Origin of the sequence: Paenibacillus taichungensis (assembly GCF_013359905.1) — a bacterium.
Classification (GTDB): domain Bacteria; phylum Bacillota; class Bacilli; order Paenibacillales; family Paenibacillaceae; genus Paenibacillus; species Paenibacillus taichungensis.
This window is the reverse complement of record NZ_JABMCC010000118.1, coordinates 633999-651339: the sequence shown is the minus strand read 5'-3', so window position 1 is coordinate 651339 and position 17341 is coordinate 633999. Positions and strand designations below refer to the sequence as shown.

At 46.4% G+C, this 17341-nt stretch carries 15 protein-coding genes; 11 read left to right on the top strand and 4 right to left on the bottom strand.

Annotated elements, in window-relative coordinates; all coding sequences use genetic code 11:
- Window positions 1-358: 358 nt before the first annotated feature.
- The 5 genes from HP548_RS26165 (at window position 359) to HP548_RS26145 (ending at window position 6569) form a co-directional block, all read left to right on the top strand.
- Window positions 359-1615, top strand: a complete 1257-nt coding sequence (locus tag HP548_RS26165; protein WP_175383427.1) for an amidohydrolase — start codon at window positions 359-361, stop codon at window positions 1613-1615.
- A gap of 158 nt (window positions 1616-1773) precedes the next feature.
- Window positions 1774-3408 carry a carboxylesterase/lipase family protein gene (locus tag HP548_RS26160; RefSeq protein WP_175383247.1) on the top strand — a complete coding sequence of 545 codons (1635 nt, stop codon included), beginning with the start codon at window positions 1774-1776 and terminating at the stop codon, window positions 3406-3408.
- Window positions 3409-3657: 249 nt separating this feature from the next.
- Window positions 3658-4614, top strand: coding sequence for a helix-turn-helix transcriptional regulator (locus HP548_RS26155; protein WP_175383246.1), 957 nt, complete (start codon window positions 3658-3660; stop codon window positions 4612-4614).
- Between the two features lie 110 nt (window positions 4615-4724).
- Window positions 4725-5936 (top strand): MFS transporter, encoded by a 1212-nt coding sequence (locus HP548_RS26150; RefSeq protein ID WP_175383245.1) that lies wholly within the window; start codon window positions 4725-4727, stop codon window positions 5934-5936.
- A gap of 189 nt (window positions 5937-6125) precedes the next feature.
- On the top strand, window positions 6126-6569 hold the full coding sequence (locus HP548_RS26145) for an Hsp20/alpha crystallin family protein (protein ID WP_099857144.1): 444 nt from the start codon (window positions 6126-6128) through the stop codon (window positions 6567-6569).
- A 180-nt stretch (window positions 6570-6749) separates the two neighbouring features.
- Here the strand turns inward: HP548_RS26145 and HP548_RS26140 are convergent, their stop codons facing one another.
- Both HP548_RS26140 and HP548_RS26135 read right to left on the bottom strand, forming a co-directional pair.
- On the bottom strand, window positions 6750-7307 hold the full coding sequence (locus tag HP548_RS26140) for a DUF1697 domain-containing protein (protein WP_175383244.1): 558 nt from the start codon (window positions 7305-7307) through the stop codon (window positions 6750-6752).
- A gap of 34 nt (window positions 7308-7341) precedes the next feature.
- Entirely contained in the window at window positions 7342-7992 is a 651-nt protein-coding gene (locus HP548_RS26135; RefSeq protein WP_076287964.1) for a hypothetical protein, read from the bottom strand.
- Between the two features lie 388 nt (window positions 7993-8380).
- Here HP548_RS26135 and HP548_RS26130 point away from each other — a divergent pair, with 388 nt between their 5' ends.
- The 3 genes from HP548_RS26130 (at window position 8381) to HP548_RS26120 (ending at window position 11114) form a co-directional block, all read left to right on the top strand.
- Window positions 8381-9187 carry an alpha/beta fold hydrolase gene (locus HP548_RS26130; RefSeq protein ID WP_076287965.1) on the top strand — a complete coding sequence of 269 codons (807 nt, stop codon included), beginning with the start codon at window positions 8381-8383 and terminating at the stop codon, window positions 9185-9187.
- 30 nt (window positions 9188-9217) lie between these two features.
- Window positions 9218-10216: a sensor domain-containing diguanylate cyclase gene (locus HP548_RS26125; protein ID WP_076287966.1), complete on the top strand. Its 999-nt coding sequence runs from the start codon at window positions 9218-9220 to the stop codon at window positions 10214-10216.
- 67 nt (window positions 10217-10283) lie between these two features.
- Window positions 10284-11114 (top strand): methyl-accepting chemotaxis protein, encoded by an 831-nt coding sequence (locus tag HP548_RS26120; protein WP_099857154.1) that lies wholly within the window; start codon window positions 10284-10286, stop codon window positions 11112-11114.
- Window positions 11115-11231: 117 nt separating this feature from the next.
- Here the strand turns inward: HP548_RS26120 and HP548_RS26115 are convergent, their stop codons facing one another.
- A complete protein-coding gene (locus tag HP548_RS26115) occupies window positions 11232-12722 on the bottom strand; it encodes a right-handed parallel beta-helix repeat-containing protein (protein WP_175383243.1) in 1491 nt (496 codons plus the stop codon).
- A gap of 161 nt (window positions 12723-12883) precedes the next feature.
- Window positions 12884-14119 carry an MFS transporter gene (locus HP548_RS26110; RefSeq protein ID WP_175383242.1) on the bottom strand — a complete coding sequence of 412 codons (1236 nt, stop codon included), beginning with the start codon at window positions 14117-14119 and terminating at the stop codon, window positions 12884-12886.
- Window positions 14120-14230: 111 nt separating this feature from the next.
- Between HP548_RS26110 and HP548_RS26105 the strand changes: the two genes are divergently transcribed.
- From HP548_RS26105 to HP548_RS26095, 3 genes are all read left to right on the top strand, one after another.
- Window positions 14231-16024, top strand: coding sequence for an SgrR family transcriptional regulator (locus tag HP548_RS26105; protein ID WP_175383241.1), 1794 nt, complete (start codon window positions 14231-14233; stop codon window positions 16022-16024).
- Between the two features lie 72 nt (window positions 16025-16096).
- Window positions 16097-16753, top strand: a complete 657-nt coding sequence (locus HP548_RS26100; RefSeq protein WP_175383240.1) for a DUF2625 family protein — start codon at window positions 16097-16099, stop codon at window positions 16751-16753.
- Between the two features lie 33 nt (window positions 16754-16786).
- Window positions 16787-17251, top strand: a complete 465-nt coding sequence (locus tag HP548_RS26095) for an SMI1/KNR4 family protein (protein ID WP_099857163.1) — start codon at window positions 16787-16789, stop codon at window positions 17249-17251.
- The last annotated feature ends 90 nt before the right edge of the window (window positions 17252-17341 follow it).

Here is a 17341-nt window from a genome sequence, read left to right as displayed (position 1 = left end):
TCCTCCTAATGATATGTATAGTTTGGTATCCAAAACCAGTGTATACAATCAATGATAAATGAGCGTATGTACTCGATTAACTAAATGTAAATTTTACGATTAGAGAAGCGCGGCTGGATAGGTTTTGGATATTCGTCATCTCATTATGGAAGGGATAAGGTGTTTCAATCAGCCGGCGCTTTTTTGTTGAAGGATAGAGGGGCAGCAGATATGCAGCAAGAAGCTTTCTCTCAGTAGGGGTGTGAAGTACTTGATTAGAAGAATCGCGAAACAGGATTAGCGAGCTAAGGTATAGAATTCGTAGTGTAAAGGTGTATGCATGATGAAATAGAGAGCTTGATGAGAGAGGTGAGTGACCATGATTGATATTATTGCGCTTCGACGAGACCTTCACAAATATCCCGAGCTGGGATTCACCGAATTTCGTACGGCTGCAAAAGTCGTGCAGATGTTAACGGAACTGGGTTACCGTGTGACTTATGGAAAAGATGCCATTGATGACACATCGCGGCGAGGTCTGCCAAAGCCTGAAGTGTTGGAAGATGCATATCAGCGTGCCATCGATGAAGGGGCAGATCCAGCGATTGTGCAGCAGATGCGAGGGGGATTTACGGCAGTTGTCGCTGAGTTACAAGGAGAACAGGAAGGACCAACAACGGCGTTCCGCTTCGATATGGATGCACTTCCGATCCGTGAGAGCAAGTCAGATAAACATATACCACAAGCGGGGCAATTCCGCTCCAGTCATGAAGGCATTATGCACGCTTGCGCGCACGATGGACATACAGCCATTGGGCTTGCACTTGCAGAACGTTTGAGTAACCGAAAGTTCCCCGGGAAGATCCGTCTGCTGTTCCAGCCTGCTGAAGAAGGTGTGCGTGGTGCGTATGCCATGGTCGGAAAAGGCATGCTGGAACAGGTGGACCGTCTGTTCTGCATACATCTGGGTACAGGTGTGCCATCCGGTCATGTCAGAGGGGCGTCTGCTGGATTCCTGGCAACGACCAAGCTGGAAGCCCATTTTACAGGTGTGTCTTCTCATGCAGGAGCTACACCGGAGGAAGGACGGAATGCTTTGCTGGGAGCCTCTACAGCACTCCTTAATATTCATGCGTTGCCTCGGTTTAGCACGGCAGATACACGCATTAATGTGGGTATTCTTGAAGGCGGAACAGGGGCCAATATTATTCCCGAGCACGCACGGATGGTGATTGAAACCCGTTCAACGACAGAAGAAACGAATCGTGAGCTGGAGCGACGGGTGCGTCAGATCATCGAGCACAGCGCAGCGATGCATGAGTTGAGCTCTATGGTTGAAGTCATTGGCGGTGCAGTCCCTATTCACTGTGATATGGAGCTTGCAGAGCTTGTTGTGCAGCAAACTGAAGGCATCGCAGGATTTACCCATGCGGAGGCTATTTCGGATGGTGCTTCACTTGGAAGTGAGGATGCCAGCTACATGATTCGGCGCGTACAGGAACAAGGTGGGAAAGCAACGTATATGATTATTGGCAGCGAGCTGCCTGCTCCGCATCACCATCCGGAATTCGATATTGATGAAGCAGTGTTGGCTCCTGCGGTAGAACTGCTGGAGAGATTGGCTCGGACGCGCTAGAAAGATATAACTACAACCAAGGAGAGGCTTTCACTTACATATCAGTTAAGGAGGTGAACGCGCTTCAAGGCAGGAGTATGAGCGAACGTACTGAGGAGACTGCATAAGCTTCACAGGCACAGCTCAAAAATGGCGTTGGAACCTTGGAGCAGAGTTGGATGAAACATAAACAAGATCAGGGGTTAAAACCTCAAACATTGCAGCAGACAAAATATGGAGCCATTGACGGAAAAATCTATGAACAATACGGTACGCTCGGCTGGTTAGGCGTTCCTTATGCAGCACCTCCGGTAGGTGCATTACGCTGGAAAGCGCCGTGTGAACCGGATGCATGGACCGGGACTCGAACAGCCAAGGAATTTGCTGCGTGCAGCTTGCAGTTATCCGGCGAAACGATAGCCGGAAGTGAAGACTCACTGTATCTCAATATTTGGCGTCCGAATACAACCAGTTCCAAGCTTCCGGTAATGGTGTTTCTGCACGGCGGCGGGAATATGACCGGATCAGGCAAGGATTTTCAGGGTGAACAGCTTGCGCGTAACACGAACAGCATTATCATATCGGTGAACTATCGTTTGGGAGCTCTTGGGTTCTTTCAAAATGCTGCATTGAAAACCGGAAATCCTCTTGATGATTCGGGCAACTATGGCTTGCTTGATGCATTCCGTGCACTCCAGTGGGTACAGGATAATATCGAGGGATTTGGCGGAGATACAGGCAATGTTACGTTGGCCGGGCAGTCGGCAGGAGCACGTAATGTTCTGGCAGCATTAATCTCTCCGCTAAGCAAAGGGTTATTTCAGAAAGCAGCTGCGTTCAGTGGTGGCCTGACCACGGCTGCACCGGAGGAAGGAGAGCAAAAATCCGAGCATGCACTTGTGAAATTGCTCGTGCAAGAGGGTACAATGACCTCTATTGAACATGCGAGAACATGGATCGGCATGCAGTCTCAGGCACAACTGGCGAGTTATTTGCGTGAGTTGCCTGCGGACAAGTTGGTCACTGTATATGGTTCAACGGCGATTCGTATGCAGCCATTCCCACAACTGTTCCGTGACGGTACAGTTATTCCGAAAGAGGGATTCGATGCCATCAACAGCGGTAATTATGCACAAGTGCCTGTTCTGCTGGGCAGTTTGGAAACCGAGTTTTCCAGCTTTGCTTTCGGTGATCCATACTTTGTACCCTCATTTCATGATGAAACTCTGTTTACAGATGAGACCAAGGCGAAACAGTATGCCGCAGCTCTGAATTACGGCAGTGAGGTTTATGCAGGCTTTAATACAGAGCGGGTAGCTGAACGCCTTACGAGTGAAGCAGGACAGCCACCCGTATACGCCTATCGTTTTGCATGGGGAACACAGGCTGGGGTCATTTCCGAAAGACTGCAAACATTGCTGGGCGCACCACATGGCGCGGATATGGACTTTTACACAGGACACGCAGACGGCGTCGTCGCCCTTTTCCCTGAAGGTTATTTTAGTGAACAGAACAAACCTGGCCGTGAGGCATTGTCTGGCGCGATGGCAGCATATTTGAAGCAGTTCCTTTACACAGGTAACCCGGGTCGTGGTGGATCCTCGGAGTTGGCAGAATGGACACCTTGGTCAAAAGACGCCGAAGCACCAATTATGCGCTTGGACGCAAGCATTCCCACAGCTGAGATCGGCATGTCTACGCAATATAATGGAGGCAAGGATGTCGTAATGGCGAAAATGAAAAAAGAATTGCCAGACGAGACATACAAGTTGCTGACGGAGAAGGTATTTGCCGGACGTTTTTTCTGGGAGTAAGTCATGTGAAAGGACACGAGAGAATGCTCTCTCGTGTTCTTTTTTAGTTGCAGGCGTATCTCCTCATTCTTCAATGTGAAAATACCATATCTATAGGTGGTTTCTGGTTTTTTTTCGTATGTAGAATAGTGATCTCGTCATGGGGCTGGTCTAAAAGCAGAAATTGAGGTAGAATTATTGAGAATTATTCTCAATTAAACAAATCTCTATCTGAGAGTCATGATCAAGTTATAGACGAGGTGAGAACACATGGGTTTCGATTCGTTAGCTGTCGTATACCAGCATTACTTAACGCAGGAACCATTCAGTCAGCAAGATGAAAATACGTACCTGCTCTCTGCTAAAGCGGGCAGTGGAAATATAAAAAGAGTAACCACGTATAGTGGTATCGAAATTGTGTATTCTCAGATTAAATATAGTGAACCATGCTCTACGTTCTTTGCGTCGAATATTCCTATCATTGAGCTGCAATTTGCCTTGTCAGGTGCACGTTACGTAGATATATCTGGTCAGGAATATACGCTGGCCACTGGGCAGGGAGCACTCATTATGTTGCGTGATTTTGAAGCCTGGTTCCATCCGCCTGTGCAGGAGAACTATACTTCTTTTGCCATCGGAATTCCGATCTCGTTGTTCAATTATGCGGGCGCACAATTGGCAACGAGCCAGTCCATTCGGTTTCAGGACATTTTAGGACATTGTGTGTTCAAACCGATTATATTTCAGCTGGATCACAGAATTCGAACGATGATTGACAGTCTGATTGTGGAATTGAACAATCCCTATAGATCTTCCTTAATGATGGAAGCGACCGCATTGGAGATATTGAATCGGTTTATGATTCAGCTGTTTGATCTGGCGCCTATCCCTTCAGGATTCTCCAGAGAGGATATACGGAAGTTGCATACCGCCCGGGAGATTATGGAGGCATGCATGGTAGACCCTCCATCCCTTCTGGCGTTGTCCAAACAGGTGGGTCTGAACGATTTCAAATTGAAAAAAGGCTTCAAAGCGCTGTTTGGCACTACCGTATTTGAATATTTACGCCAGATTCGTCTCGACAACGCTATGAAATTGCTGCGTAGTCAAGAAAACAACGTCACTGAGGCAGCGATAGCAGTTGGTTACAGCAATATCAGTGCCTTTTCTCAGCAATTCTATCGTAAATTCGGCGTGAAGCCATCGGAAATGAAAAAAATATATTAATAATCCGTCTAACCGTTAATTGTTCCGTATGGAGGCAGTCGAGATTCTCTCAGCCTTATATACTCCAGGTACAGTGGATACTGTACTGAAAAATAAAGGAGTGTATGAGCGTGAACAGAATCAGAGGAAGTATCTTTTTTAGCGTATTTGCAGCGATGTTGGGTCTTATGCTTATTGCTCCCATTATGCCGCCGCTTATTCGGGAACTGGGGATGAAAGAAAGTCATTCCGGACTCATTATTTCACTCGGGTCCATTGCCATGGCTGTGATGGGTCCGGTATGGGGCAGGTTCAGTGATCTGAAAGGCAGAAAACCCATCATATTGATTGGATTCATAGGTATGTCCATAAGCTGTGCGTTGTTTGCATTGGCGATGTACAGTGGATTAAATGCGTGGATCGGAGGGGGACTTCTGTTAACCGTTCTAATTGTAACGCGGAGCTTGATCGGTATGTTCATTCCGGCAGTGTTATCCTCTTCTCAGGCATATATGGGAGATGTGACGGAAGGAGAAGAGCGGGGAAGCGGGATGGCGATTATTAGTGCCGCCAATGGGCTGGGGCTTGTATTTGGCCCTGCGATTGCAGGCGCTTTTACCATTATCGGTCTCCTGTGGCCGCTTTATTTTGGTATTTTTATTGCGGTAGCGGCGTTTATCATTGCGTTGTTGCTCATTCCTGCTGCCAAGCCGGTCATTCAGGAGAAAGCGCCCAAGGTTAACCCGCTCCAACGCGGTTTGCGTATGTATCTTGCTGCCGGGTTAGTTACGATGATTGGCATTATGACGGTACAGGTTGTCGGTGGATTTTATTTTCAGGATCAACTCGCATTATCTCCAGGGGCTACAGCCCGAATGGTTTCGTTCGGACTGATGTTCTCCGGGGCTGCGATGCTGATCATGCAGGTAATCCAGATGAAGTGGTTGAAATGGCAGCCGCGGCCGATGATTTTACTCGGGTCCCTTTTTCTGCTCGCAAGTATGGTTTTGTTTCTGATCTCCAGTCAATTGGTTGTCTATTATCTCTCATTCTTCCTATTCGGCATGGGCTCGGGTCTGATGATGCCTGGTTTCATGGCGGGAGCTTCTCTTTCGGTTAGCAAAGAACAGCAGGGCGGCGCAGCCGGATTGGTTGCAGCGATTCAGGGCATATCTGCCGTAATTACCCCTTTACTCACAACAACGTTGTATCAGGTGGATAAACATATTCCATTCATGCTGGTAGCTCTGTTGGTTGTCATCATGGGTATTATTATGCTGGGCATTAAAAAAGATCAATCTGGTCCAGTGCAGGCAAAGGAGACTACACGTTCTGCATCATAGTCAGATAAAGCCAGAAGGTCAAAAAAGGTCAAAATTAAAGAAAGCAGAATCTATTTTAAGGGAATGAGTCGTGGCTTGGAAAAATCGTTCTTTTTGAGCTTTAACGGATTTTGAGCAATTTAGGGATCGATTTTATAATTAGACGTGTAAGCAACAACTAAACCAACCACACATAAGGAGCTGATTTTGATGTTTGATCTGATTCCGTTTCGCAAACGAAATGAAGACTTGTTCGGACACATGCTGAAATCCTTCAATGACATGGTTGAGTCTCCATTCCTCTCTCCATTCGGAACCGGTGTACAGTCATTTCGGACCGATATTCGCGAAGAAGAAAACAAATACGTGGTAAAAGCCGAGCTTCCCGGCATCGCCAAAGAGGATATAGACATTCAGGTTGAAGGTAATGAACTGATCATCCGTGCCAAACGGAATGAAATGACTGAGCAGAAGGATGATACGAATCGAATCATTCGGCAGGAGCGACGTTCAGGTGAATTTATCCGACGTTTCTATGTGGAGCATATTGATGAGGAAAACATCAAAGCCAGATTGGAAAATGGATTGCTGGAGCTCGACATTCCGAAACTGCCGGGTGAAGATCACAGCCGAAAAAGCATTCAGATTGACTGACACATATAAATACAGGAGCGTTATCCATCCTTCATGGCAGGCAGCAAGCAGGAAGCGTTCTTGATGATATTCCCCGGGCCCTCTCCTGGGGAATTTTCACATCTTTATTTAACCAGTCTGATTGAACATTTACAGTCTATTTCTGGGTCATTGGGAGAGCTCAATATCAGCTGATTCACGTTACTTCTCAGCCGCAACCTGCATCAGCTTGTAAATCTGGCGGGTCGTGTTCACGTTCCGAACCGTCATATATTTGTAGACCTTGGAGCCTATGAGCTTGTTCATACCACTTTTGGTAACAAGTTCTTTACTGACGGAATATAAAATGGCTCCGGGAACATATAGCAATGTGCCGATCTCCGGTTTGATGGGCAGTTTGTCCAGAACGGATGCATCATCCACTTCATCCCAGAGGAACATGACATCACTTTTGGCCGTGGCATCATTTTTCCAGTCCTCCGGTAGTGCCTGAATAACAGTTCGGACTTCATCCAAATTACGTACCATCACTTTGATCTGTAAGCCAAAATCGACAGCTATGGCTTGTTCAAGAATCTGGGATAATTCTGTATTCGCATCCACGCGTTCCTGATGATCGGCAAAGATAATATTTCCTGAGTTGATATATGTCACCACATCCAGCAAGCCGGCTTGCTCAAACGTTTCTTTTAACTGCTTCATATTGATTTTGTTATTCCCGCCCACATTAATGCCCCGCAGCAAAGCAACATAAATCATGATTCAACCCTCCGTATCTTGTGATCCTTTACTTTTAACGAAATGACAAATACTCGAATAAATGTGCAGTATGCTCTTCTCCCAGTAAATCATTCAATATAGGTTCGACATGCTCCAGATATTCGGGTATGGTTTCATAAGTTTCCTCGTCCTTCAATTCCCCGGTATGGGTCCGTGCAGCTTCAATCAGGATGGCCAGTGCATTGAAAAAGTCTGTTAATGAATCGGCAATAAGCTGAGGTTCTTCACCTGCAAAAGCAGCATATACCGGTGAGTCCGGTGCAGCTGTATCAACGATTATTGGATCATCGTTAAAATTTGCGATGACAACATGATTTTTTTGCCAAGAGTCTGACTCCTCATAAGGTTCGTTCATTCCGATCCAGCGGTGCCCCAGTTGTTGACGATAGAGATGTTCAGGTGCAACAAAGAAGATTAGAGCTGCATCACCGATCTCGACAGCTGCATTTTTCATTTTGAGTGTGCCGTTGGCCTGTTCATCCATCATCTCGTAGTGGCTGTACAGATATTGCAGCTCTGGAGAGAGCGGGATTCGTTCGTCCACTTCCGGCTGGCGGTGTTGTTCACGAGGACGCAGATCATGATTTTTGAAAAGTCCATATGCTTCATTATATAAATCTTGCTGCTCAACAAAACGGATTAGGGCGGCATTCAGCTGTTCCATCGGTGTCTGATCCCTCCTGGTGTTAGGATTATTTTTAAGCAGTTACATTCACTCATAGTCATAAGCATAATCATAAGCATTATCATATATCAAAATGGGAAAAGCTTACACCCTGGTTATACAAATTCAACTAAACATTTTAATTGATAATGGGGAGCATCAGTTGAAGCATTATCAACGTGTGATTCTCACTGTAAAATAGCCAAGAATAAAAAATAAGTACAAAGAGCCCTTTCGTGATGAGAGGGCCTTTTGGCATACAAAGTGGATTGTTCTTTATGTATCCAAAGTAATGAATATTAATATTTCTTATCCATAACCCAACAATTTCCGATATAATAACCAGATAGGTCATAGCAAAAGATACTACCTCAGAGAGGTGATTTGGATGACGATTGACGTCCTCGTACGTAACAATGTGAAAGTGCTGGGAAAAGGCAGCCAAACGATTATCTTTGCACATGGGTTTGGGTGTGATCAGGATATGTGGCGCTATATTGTTCCGAGTTTTACGGAGAACTACCGAGTTGTTTTATTCGATTATGTAGGCTCAGGTGAATCTCAAATTAACTATTATGATCCAAACAAATACAGTGATCTTCAAGGATATGCCCAGGATGTGCTAGAGATTATGGAAGCGCTCGACTTGAGTGATGTCATATTTGTTGGACACTCGGTCAGCAGCATGATTGGCATGCTTGCTTCCATTCATGAACCTAAATATTTCAAGCAAATCGTCATGTTGGGGCCTTCCCCGCGTTATGTAAACGATCTTCCGGGTTATTATGGCGGATTTGATCGGCGTGACATTGATGAGCTGCTGGAAATGATGCAGATGAACTTTATTGGTTGGGCCAGCTATCTCGCTCCGATTGTTATGCAGAATCCGGAACGGAAAGAGCTGACGGACGAGTTGGAAAAAAGCTTCTGTTCGAGAGATCCGCATATTGCTAGACAATTTGCGGAGGTGACGTTTTTCTCGGATTGTCGGAATGAATTGGAGCGGGCCTCGGTACCTACGCTCATTCTTCAATGCTCGGATGACAGCATCGCTCCCGTTGAAGTGGGGGATTACTTGCATGCGCATCTGAAGAACAGTAGACTTCAACAGATGACGGCGAAGGGGCATTATCCACATTTAAGTCAGCCTGAAGAGACAAGCCGCTTCATTAAAGAGTATTTGCAGAGCGTGTAAAGTAAAATGAGAGGAAAGGCAATTATTTCAATGGATATTCAATTAGATATGGCTCCATGTGGCTATTTCTCAATCGCTGATTCAGGAATTATTCAATCCATCAATCAAACCCTGCTGACTCTGCTGGGATATGAACGCAACGAACTGCTGGGACGGCATATCGAGTCAACCATGTCGGTGACCAACAAACTTTTTTTTCATACGTATTTCTATCCCTACATTCAGTTATATGGACATGTGGATGAGATGTACTTCTCGTTTCGGACCAGCGACCAACAGGATGTTCCGGTTCTTCTGAACGGGGTTCGCCGGACACGCAATGGAGAGAGCGTAATCGACTGTGTTGTAGTTGTCATGCGCAAGCGAATTGAACATGAGAAGGATATAATGAACACCAAAACAAAGCTTCAGGAACTATATCAAGCCACAAATGAGGCGAACCAGGAGCTTGAACGATTGCACGAAGAATATAAAGTGAAGCAGCAGGCATTGATTAAAGTAAATGATCAGCTGGAGACGATGGCCTCGACGGATCTGCTTACGGGACTCAAGAACCGCAGATTTTTTCAGGATAAAATGCTGGGAAGTTTGGCTCGCTTCCAGGAAACTCAGTGTGTTTTCTCCCTTCTGGTCGTTGATATTGACCATTTTAAGCATATCAACGATACGTATGGACATCCGATTGGAGATCTGGTTCTGGGTAACCTGGCAGGCTTGTTGCAATCGGTGTCACGGAGCACGGACGTGGTGGCGCGTTATGGCGGAGAAGAATTTGTCATTATTCTTGCGGATTGTGATCGACAGCAAGCTGTGACTATAGCAGAGAGATACCGTTCACAGGTCGCTTCTGCCGATTGGGGCGAGTATAACATTACAGTGAGTATTGGCGCGGCTACGGTTTCGCAGGAAGATACAGAACAGTCTTTGTTTCAAAAAGCGGACCAGGCGCTTTATGCCTCCAAAACAGGTGGGCGAAATCGGGTGACCCATGCAGCCGAAGCAGCGAGTAATGGTAGTAAACCTTCATAATTGATTAATAACTGTCGATATAATATTCAGCACTACTATCTCTATTAGAGGAAGTGAATATATTATTATGAATCAGGTTGAGGCTGTTTTGGCTGCAATACCATTTATTCGCGAAGCTACACGTCAGGATGTCTCCATATCGGTCATGGACCGGGAAAAGTTCCTGTTTTTCGAATCCGGCAACGCTTTGAAATATGATTTCAAGGCAGGAGACCCAATTGCAGATATACACAGAGACTTTAAAATGTTAAAGAATGAATCCAAGACAAGGGAGCATTATCCGGCTGAGGTTTTTGGTATCGCCACGGATTCTTATTTCCTTCCGATTAAGAATGAACAGAACGAGATAGAAGCAGTCCTTTGCATTACATATAGTATGGATACCCAGGATCAATTGAAAAAACTGATGAATCAGGCAGGAGAAGTTACAAGCAGACTGATTGAGGGTATCCAGCATGTAGCTGCTCATTCGGAAGAGTTGAGTGCAACCTCGGAAGAAATTTTGAGCAATACGAAACGTGCGGTTGAAGATTCCAGTAATGTGAACGAAGTGGTTAGTTACATAAAAGAAATTTCAGAACAGACCAATCTGCTAGGTTTAAATGCTGCAATTGAAGCGGCGCGGGTGGGTGAAGCCGGCGCAGGCTTTGGAGTAGTAGCCACAGAAATCCGTAAAATGTCCACAGGTACCAAAGAAGCCACGGGACGGATTGAGCAGTCTCTTGACGCTGTGAAAAAGTCCGTACTGAATATGGAGCAGGAGATTGCCCAGATTTCAGTTTCTTCACAAGAACAGGCCAAACTGGTCACAGAGTTTATGAATGTAATTGATCAATTGAACGAAACCAATCATGGCTTGCGGAAACTGGTCGAAAAAATAACCGACGACGCTGAATAATAATTTGCTTCGTTAAGCCCGTACTTCAAATTCTAAAGACGAAAAACGCTCAACCACCATCATGGCTGAGCGTTTTTTCGTCTTGCTTAGAGTTTCACCAATTGGAATCATATCAATCTATTCATGGCTCATAAATCCATTTTCCTTGGCAGGTGAATTGGCTTGGAGAGTGAAATCTTCGTTGGCCTCATCTACAAATTGGGGGTTCACATACAATGAATGTACGTCATTTCCTGATCCCACCGTGTAGGAGGTAAAGCCGGAATACTCCGTGTTTTTCCAGACCCACAGGGCCTCTTCTTGTGGTGCAGGGGAGTAGTACACATTATAATCAAACACATTCCCCGAATTACTGGTGTATTCATTGTAAATGAGCACGTCAGAGCTGCCCGATACGAGAATGTTTCGTTTGAACGTATTGTTCTTCGTTTGGGCTTGCAGGAATAACTGCCCATTGCCTGCATCCAGCAGGTCGTTATCCACTAATGTATTGTACATAATCGTACTGTCCTCGGTAGAGCCGCGCTGCTCATCATAGCCGCCCATGGCGATGCCTGTAAGTCTGTTATGAAAAATCAGATTATCCTGCAACGTAATGTTGCTGGTCGAACGTCCGGCATGCTCCGAAGCAATCTCGATCCCGATATCGTTGCGATATACCCGATTGTGGTCGATGATATGATTTTTGCCTCCATCCACGTAGATTCCTCCTGCTGAATTGCTATCATTAGGGAGTGTTGTTCCATAGGACGGATTAAGATTGGAAGAGATATTATAGACCTCATTGCCCCGTACGATCCCGTTTCGCGCCAGATCATAAGTATCGTCCTCCGAAGTTCCCTCATACCCAATCAGATCAATGCCGATGTTGTCCGTATCATGGATCGTATTGTCCAGTATGGCAAACGTATCCACATTTCCGTTGACTGCGAGTGACTCACTTGAGCCTAGCACGAGATTATACAATTCATTATCCTTGATAATGATGTCCCGCAATGCTTGGGGATGCTCCGTACCATATATCGCGATTCCATGGGCATCTCTACCTTGTAAATTGGGTCCTGAAGGTTTAGCCTCATTTGCAATGGAATGAATGGTGTTGCCCAGCAGTTGAATGTGTTCTCCTGCCCCGTGAATATATATTCCAGTAGGCACTTGTCCCCGAAGTGAGGTTGTAAAGTTGCGGATTTCGAGATTTTGAATCGTAATATAGCTGGCATTTTCGACTTCAATCAGACCCTCTATGCCGCGTACCGACAGACCTTCACCATCAATGATGGCCTTCTCCTGTGGATAGCTGGAAAACAGGGTTGGATTGCCTGATGAATTACCGCTTCTGGTGATTTTAACTTTTTGGTGATAGAGACCTTCCCGCAAATAAACTGTGCTTCCCGGGGGAGCATGGTCGGCAGCATGCTGCAACGTTTTCCAAGGAGCTTGAATGGTTCCTTTGTTCAAATCGTTTCCTTGGGGTGATATGTAATACATCTTCTGGGTATCCGGTACCTGCACGGCCTCGGGAGAAGGGACGGATGAAGCCTCATCCTTCTGACAACCGGTTGCGAACAGGATCAGGGCCAGGAGTGCAATTGCAGCTATACGATACAAGTTGAATCCTCCTTAATAAATAGCTATGAAGTTCGATTATAACAGATTTAAAGGGTGAGATAAGGCGTAAGATGCTCATAGAATTCCACAATGGGGAGAGGTATTTAGAAACGAAACAGGTGGTGAGTGTGATCTCGCCACCTGTTTGTATATGTTGCTTGTTATTTTCGGTCCCAGAGCACACTGTAGCGGCAGCAGATAAAAATGATGACATTGGCTGCTGCGGCTATGCCGAACACCAACGCAGGATTGGACAGCTCGGAGATCCAGCCACTTCCCCATATAGCCAAGGGCATGCCGAGTTTGAACAGAGAGCCGGTAATCCCGCTGATCCGGCCTATCATGTGATGCGGCGTGGATTCCTGACGGAATGTCCAGATGCAGATCGTGCTGATGGTTTGGAAAATACCAGATAGAAACAGGCCCACTGCAAGTCCGTAGGTTGAGTGGAACAAACCAAGGATCAGAAAGGCGAAACCTTGAAGCAGTGTGGTCATCACAATCAGCACACCAGCAGAATATTTGCGGCGCAGGGAGCTTACCACCAGACTGCCGATTAAACCGCCTACTCCGGCAGCAGATAGTACAAGTCCAAGCTCCAGATTACGCAGTTTCAAAGTGTCTTTGGCATAAAAGATGACGGTTGCATCCACCATACCTGAGGTCGCATTAAGAAAAATGACCGTAATGCTGATAACCAGTAACATATGGTTGCGACGTAGCTCGATCCAGCCTTCTTTAAAGTCCACCCAGAAGCCCTGAGGAGATGTTCCTCTGGACACAGGTGCGGAGTGCAGTGGTAATAGAATCATACAGGATATCGCAAGCAGAATGGCGGTAATTAACAGACCCGTATACAAGTTGGATAACATCAACAGCATTCCTGATAGGGCGGCACCCATGATGGTAATTAACGTCGTGGTGAAACCCAAAGCCGCGTTGGCTGAGGTTAGTAGTGGCGTAGGCACCGATTGTTTGATCATGCCAGCTGATGCATTGCGAAAAACATAACTCAGTGTCATCAGCATAAAACCGCATCCGTAGAGTACATAAATGGAAGGTTGACCATATTGAAAAGACAGAAACAGCGCGAGCAGAAGAATAACCTGTAACACGATGGAGCCAATAGACCACCATTTCTTATGCACCCGGTCCATCAGTACACCGATAAACATGGCGAGAAACAGGTTCGGCAGAAATTCAATGCCACGCATGGTGGACATCGCTACAGGAGACTTTGTGAGTTCATATAAAATAAGAGGCAGAGCCAATTCATAGATTTGATTGCCAAGAGCAATGATGCCGCTGGCAGCAAACAGAATGATGAAGCTTGGATTTCTCCATACGGATGTGGCGAGTGTGGTGGTAGGTGTGGCGTGTACGTTGATTTCAGACATGGATAACAATCTCCTCTTTACGTGTGGTAATGAGGTCCATTATACTTTTGCAAAAGAGGAAGAAAAAGCGAAGCATTCACCAAGTCGACTTCGCCTTTTAGGAGGGGGAAGATGGACGCAGAAGAGCATTATCTGATCTTGCGCACTCACTTTGAGGGTGTGCCTGAGCAGGAAATGATAGAAGTCACGATGGAACAGGTCACTGAACTGCTGGATTGTTCGAGGCGTAATGCACAGCTTGTGCTGAACAAATTGACGGAATCCGGTTATTTGACATGGATACCCGGTCGAGGAAGAGGCAATGTATCCCGAATGTCTTTTAACGTATCGGTGTCGGATCTGCTTGCAGCCAAAGCGAAGCAGCTTGTGGAGAATGAGCAGCTTAATGAAGCATGGCGTTTAATTGATTCTTCCGGTACGCAGCGAATAAAGGATGACTTCACCGATTGGCTGGAACGACAGCTGGGCATCTTGCGCACCGATGGGGAGGAACGGGAGGTACTGCGTTTTCCCTTTTACCGGCCGGTCCCTCATCTGGACCCTGCGTGGGTTCAGCGGCGTACTGAATCTCATTGGGTAAGGCAGATCTTCGATACACTCCTCATATTCGATCCGGAGGAAAAACGTATTCTTCCTGGACTAGCTCATCATTGGGAATGGGACGACTCATCATCCCGGTGGCGGTTTTACTTACGTAAGGGAGTACGGTTCCACCACGGTCAGGAAATGACTGCACAGGATGTGAGATTTACATTTGAACGCATGTCAGGAAGGACATCCTCGGAGTGGATTTTTTCTTTAATCAAAGCTATAGAGACTCCCGGGAGATATTGCATTGATTTTTATTTTGCCCAGCCCAATGCGGTATTTCCAGCTTTTCTCTGTACGGATCGCTGTTCGATCGTGCCTGAAGATTTGGGAGGTCCCGATAAAGCTGAATGTTTCTCAGCACTGCCGATTGGCACGGGTCCTTTCCGCATGATCAAAAATAATGAATCCCTGCTTGTTCTGGAAGCGAATGGCCATTACTTTGAAGGGCGTCCTCATCTGGATCGGATTGAGATGTGGGTGTGGCCGGACTATGAAGGACAGCCTGGGTCACACAGGACAAGCAGGGATATGCAGCTGTTATATTCGGGTGCGAGTAGAGAATCAACGAGTGAACCCTCTCTCCGCCAGTTGGAGAATGGCAGCACCTACCTGACCTTTAACCTGAACAAAGCAGGGATTCAGCAGAATATTTTATTTCGTCAGGCCATGGATCTGGGATTGGATCGGGAACGAATGATTAAGGAACTGGGTGGTCTCAGGCAGTGTGCATCGGAGGGGTTTGTGCTCAGTGGAGCGCAGCAGGATTACGCAGGGAGTTCTGATCTGGATGAAGCAAAAAAACGGATTCAGGGATCCGAATATGGCGGTCAGCCTCTGAACCTGTACACGTATGAATGGTTGGAGAATGAAAAAACGGCTGTGTGGATTAGCAGACGATGCAAGGAGATGGGGGTACAACTGAATGTGGTGAAGCTCCCGATTGAGCATCTGGCTGACCCCCAAGTGCTGGCACAGGCCGATCTGGTCATGGCTGGAGAAGTGCTTGGTGAGCAGGCAGACCTTACCCTGCTGGAGCTGTATCAATCCCGTTTCAGTTTTCTGCGTAATCACCTCAGCCCGGAATTGACCGCATATGTGGATGACAAGTTAACAGTATGCATGAGAGAACCGAGCCCGGACGAGCGAATGAAGCAGCTTTTGGACATTCAGGAAAAGCTCAAAAGTTCATCGAATGTCATCTTTCTGTATCACAGTCTTCAGAGAGCCCAGCATCACCCCATGCTTGAAGGCATTGCCTTAAATGCATGGGGAAAAATTGACTACAAGCATATCTGGGTGAAGCTTGCAACATAAAAGGAATAGTGTGAACGTATGGAGCAACTACGGCCTTATTGGATTTAAAGTAGATCGAAGGGAGAAATGATCATGCATAAATTATCCGTAAGCGAATTAGTGGATCGGGAACATCACGCTTGGGAGGAACTCAAGGAGCTATTGGACCATGGACAAAATAAGTACACCTATGTTCCTGCACAGCGGGAGGCCGGAGAGGATACGCTCTATCGCCTCCAAGTAAGCACCAAATCCTATTTGGGAGCCGTTGCCTATGAGACAGAGGGAATCGTGTTGGATGATGGCTGGATTACGTTACTTGGATCGGGTGGTGACCGCATTTTTGGGAGTCTGACCCGTTGGAATGGTTTGGGTGACAAGCTGTGTGTACCCGCATTGGAAGGCATGATGATCGTCGCCTACGATGCCGCCGGTGGGTTTTTCGGAATGGATATGGGCAAGTATGGCCGTACAGGACATGTATACTATTTTGCCCCTGACACGCTGGAATGGGAATCGACAGAACTGGCTTACTCGGGCTTCATCAACTGGTTGGCTAATGGTGATCTGGAGCAGTACTATCAGACCTTTCGTTGGAAGGGTTGGCAGAACGACATGAGACAGCTTCAGACAGGACAAGTATTTGCGTATTATCCACCGCTTTGGACGGAGGAGGGCGGCGGCGAGAGCAGCAGCAAAGCTCCTGTTGCAGTGGAGGAAGCCTGGAAAGCAGCATTGGTTGGGAAATGATGTGCTATGACAGGGCTGTAGGGGAGGGAGAGTATGAATAACTTGAATATCAATAACATTCAGAAGCATTACAGCATTGTGTTTCCGCACGAATATCTGGAGTTCCAACGGAAGACCGACGGTCAAGCATTTGATATGATTGAAAATGGAGAGGTCATCGATTGGGAAATTCGTTTCTCTGCTCTCGATGATCAGTTCATTGCAAATAACATCAATCTGGTAGACGATGTGAATCCGGATCCGAGCCGGATTATTCCGTTTGCTTGGAGTGTCAGCAGCGGCAACAACTATTTATTGGATTACCGAAAGAATTCAGAATCTCCTGCCGTACTGGTTATGGATCATGAAGAGGCGATGGTGCGTGAAGATGCTGAGAGTGAATCAGAGACCCCGGAGGAAGCTCAGCAACTGCTGGAGGAAAATGTACGAGAGATCGCTGATAATTTCAATGCATTCATAGCTTGTTTAAAAACCAGACCGAGTGATCCAGTTGAGTGATTCACCGTTTGAATATCCTCGTGAACGACAAAAGGCTCGCGCTATGCGCGGGCCTTTTACTCAATCGAATACATGAATGTTTTGATTGAA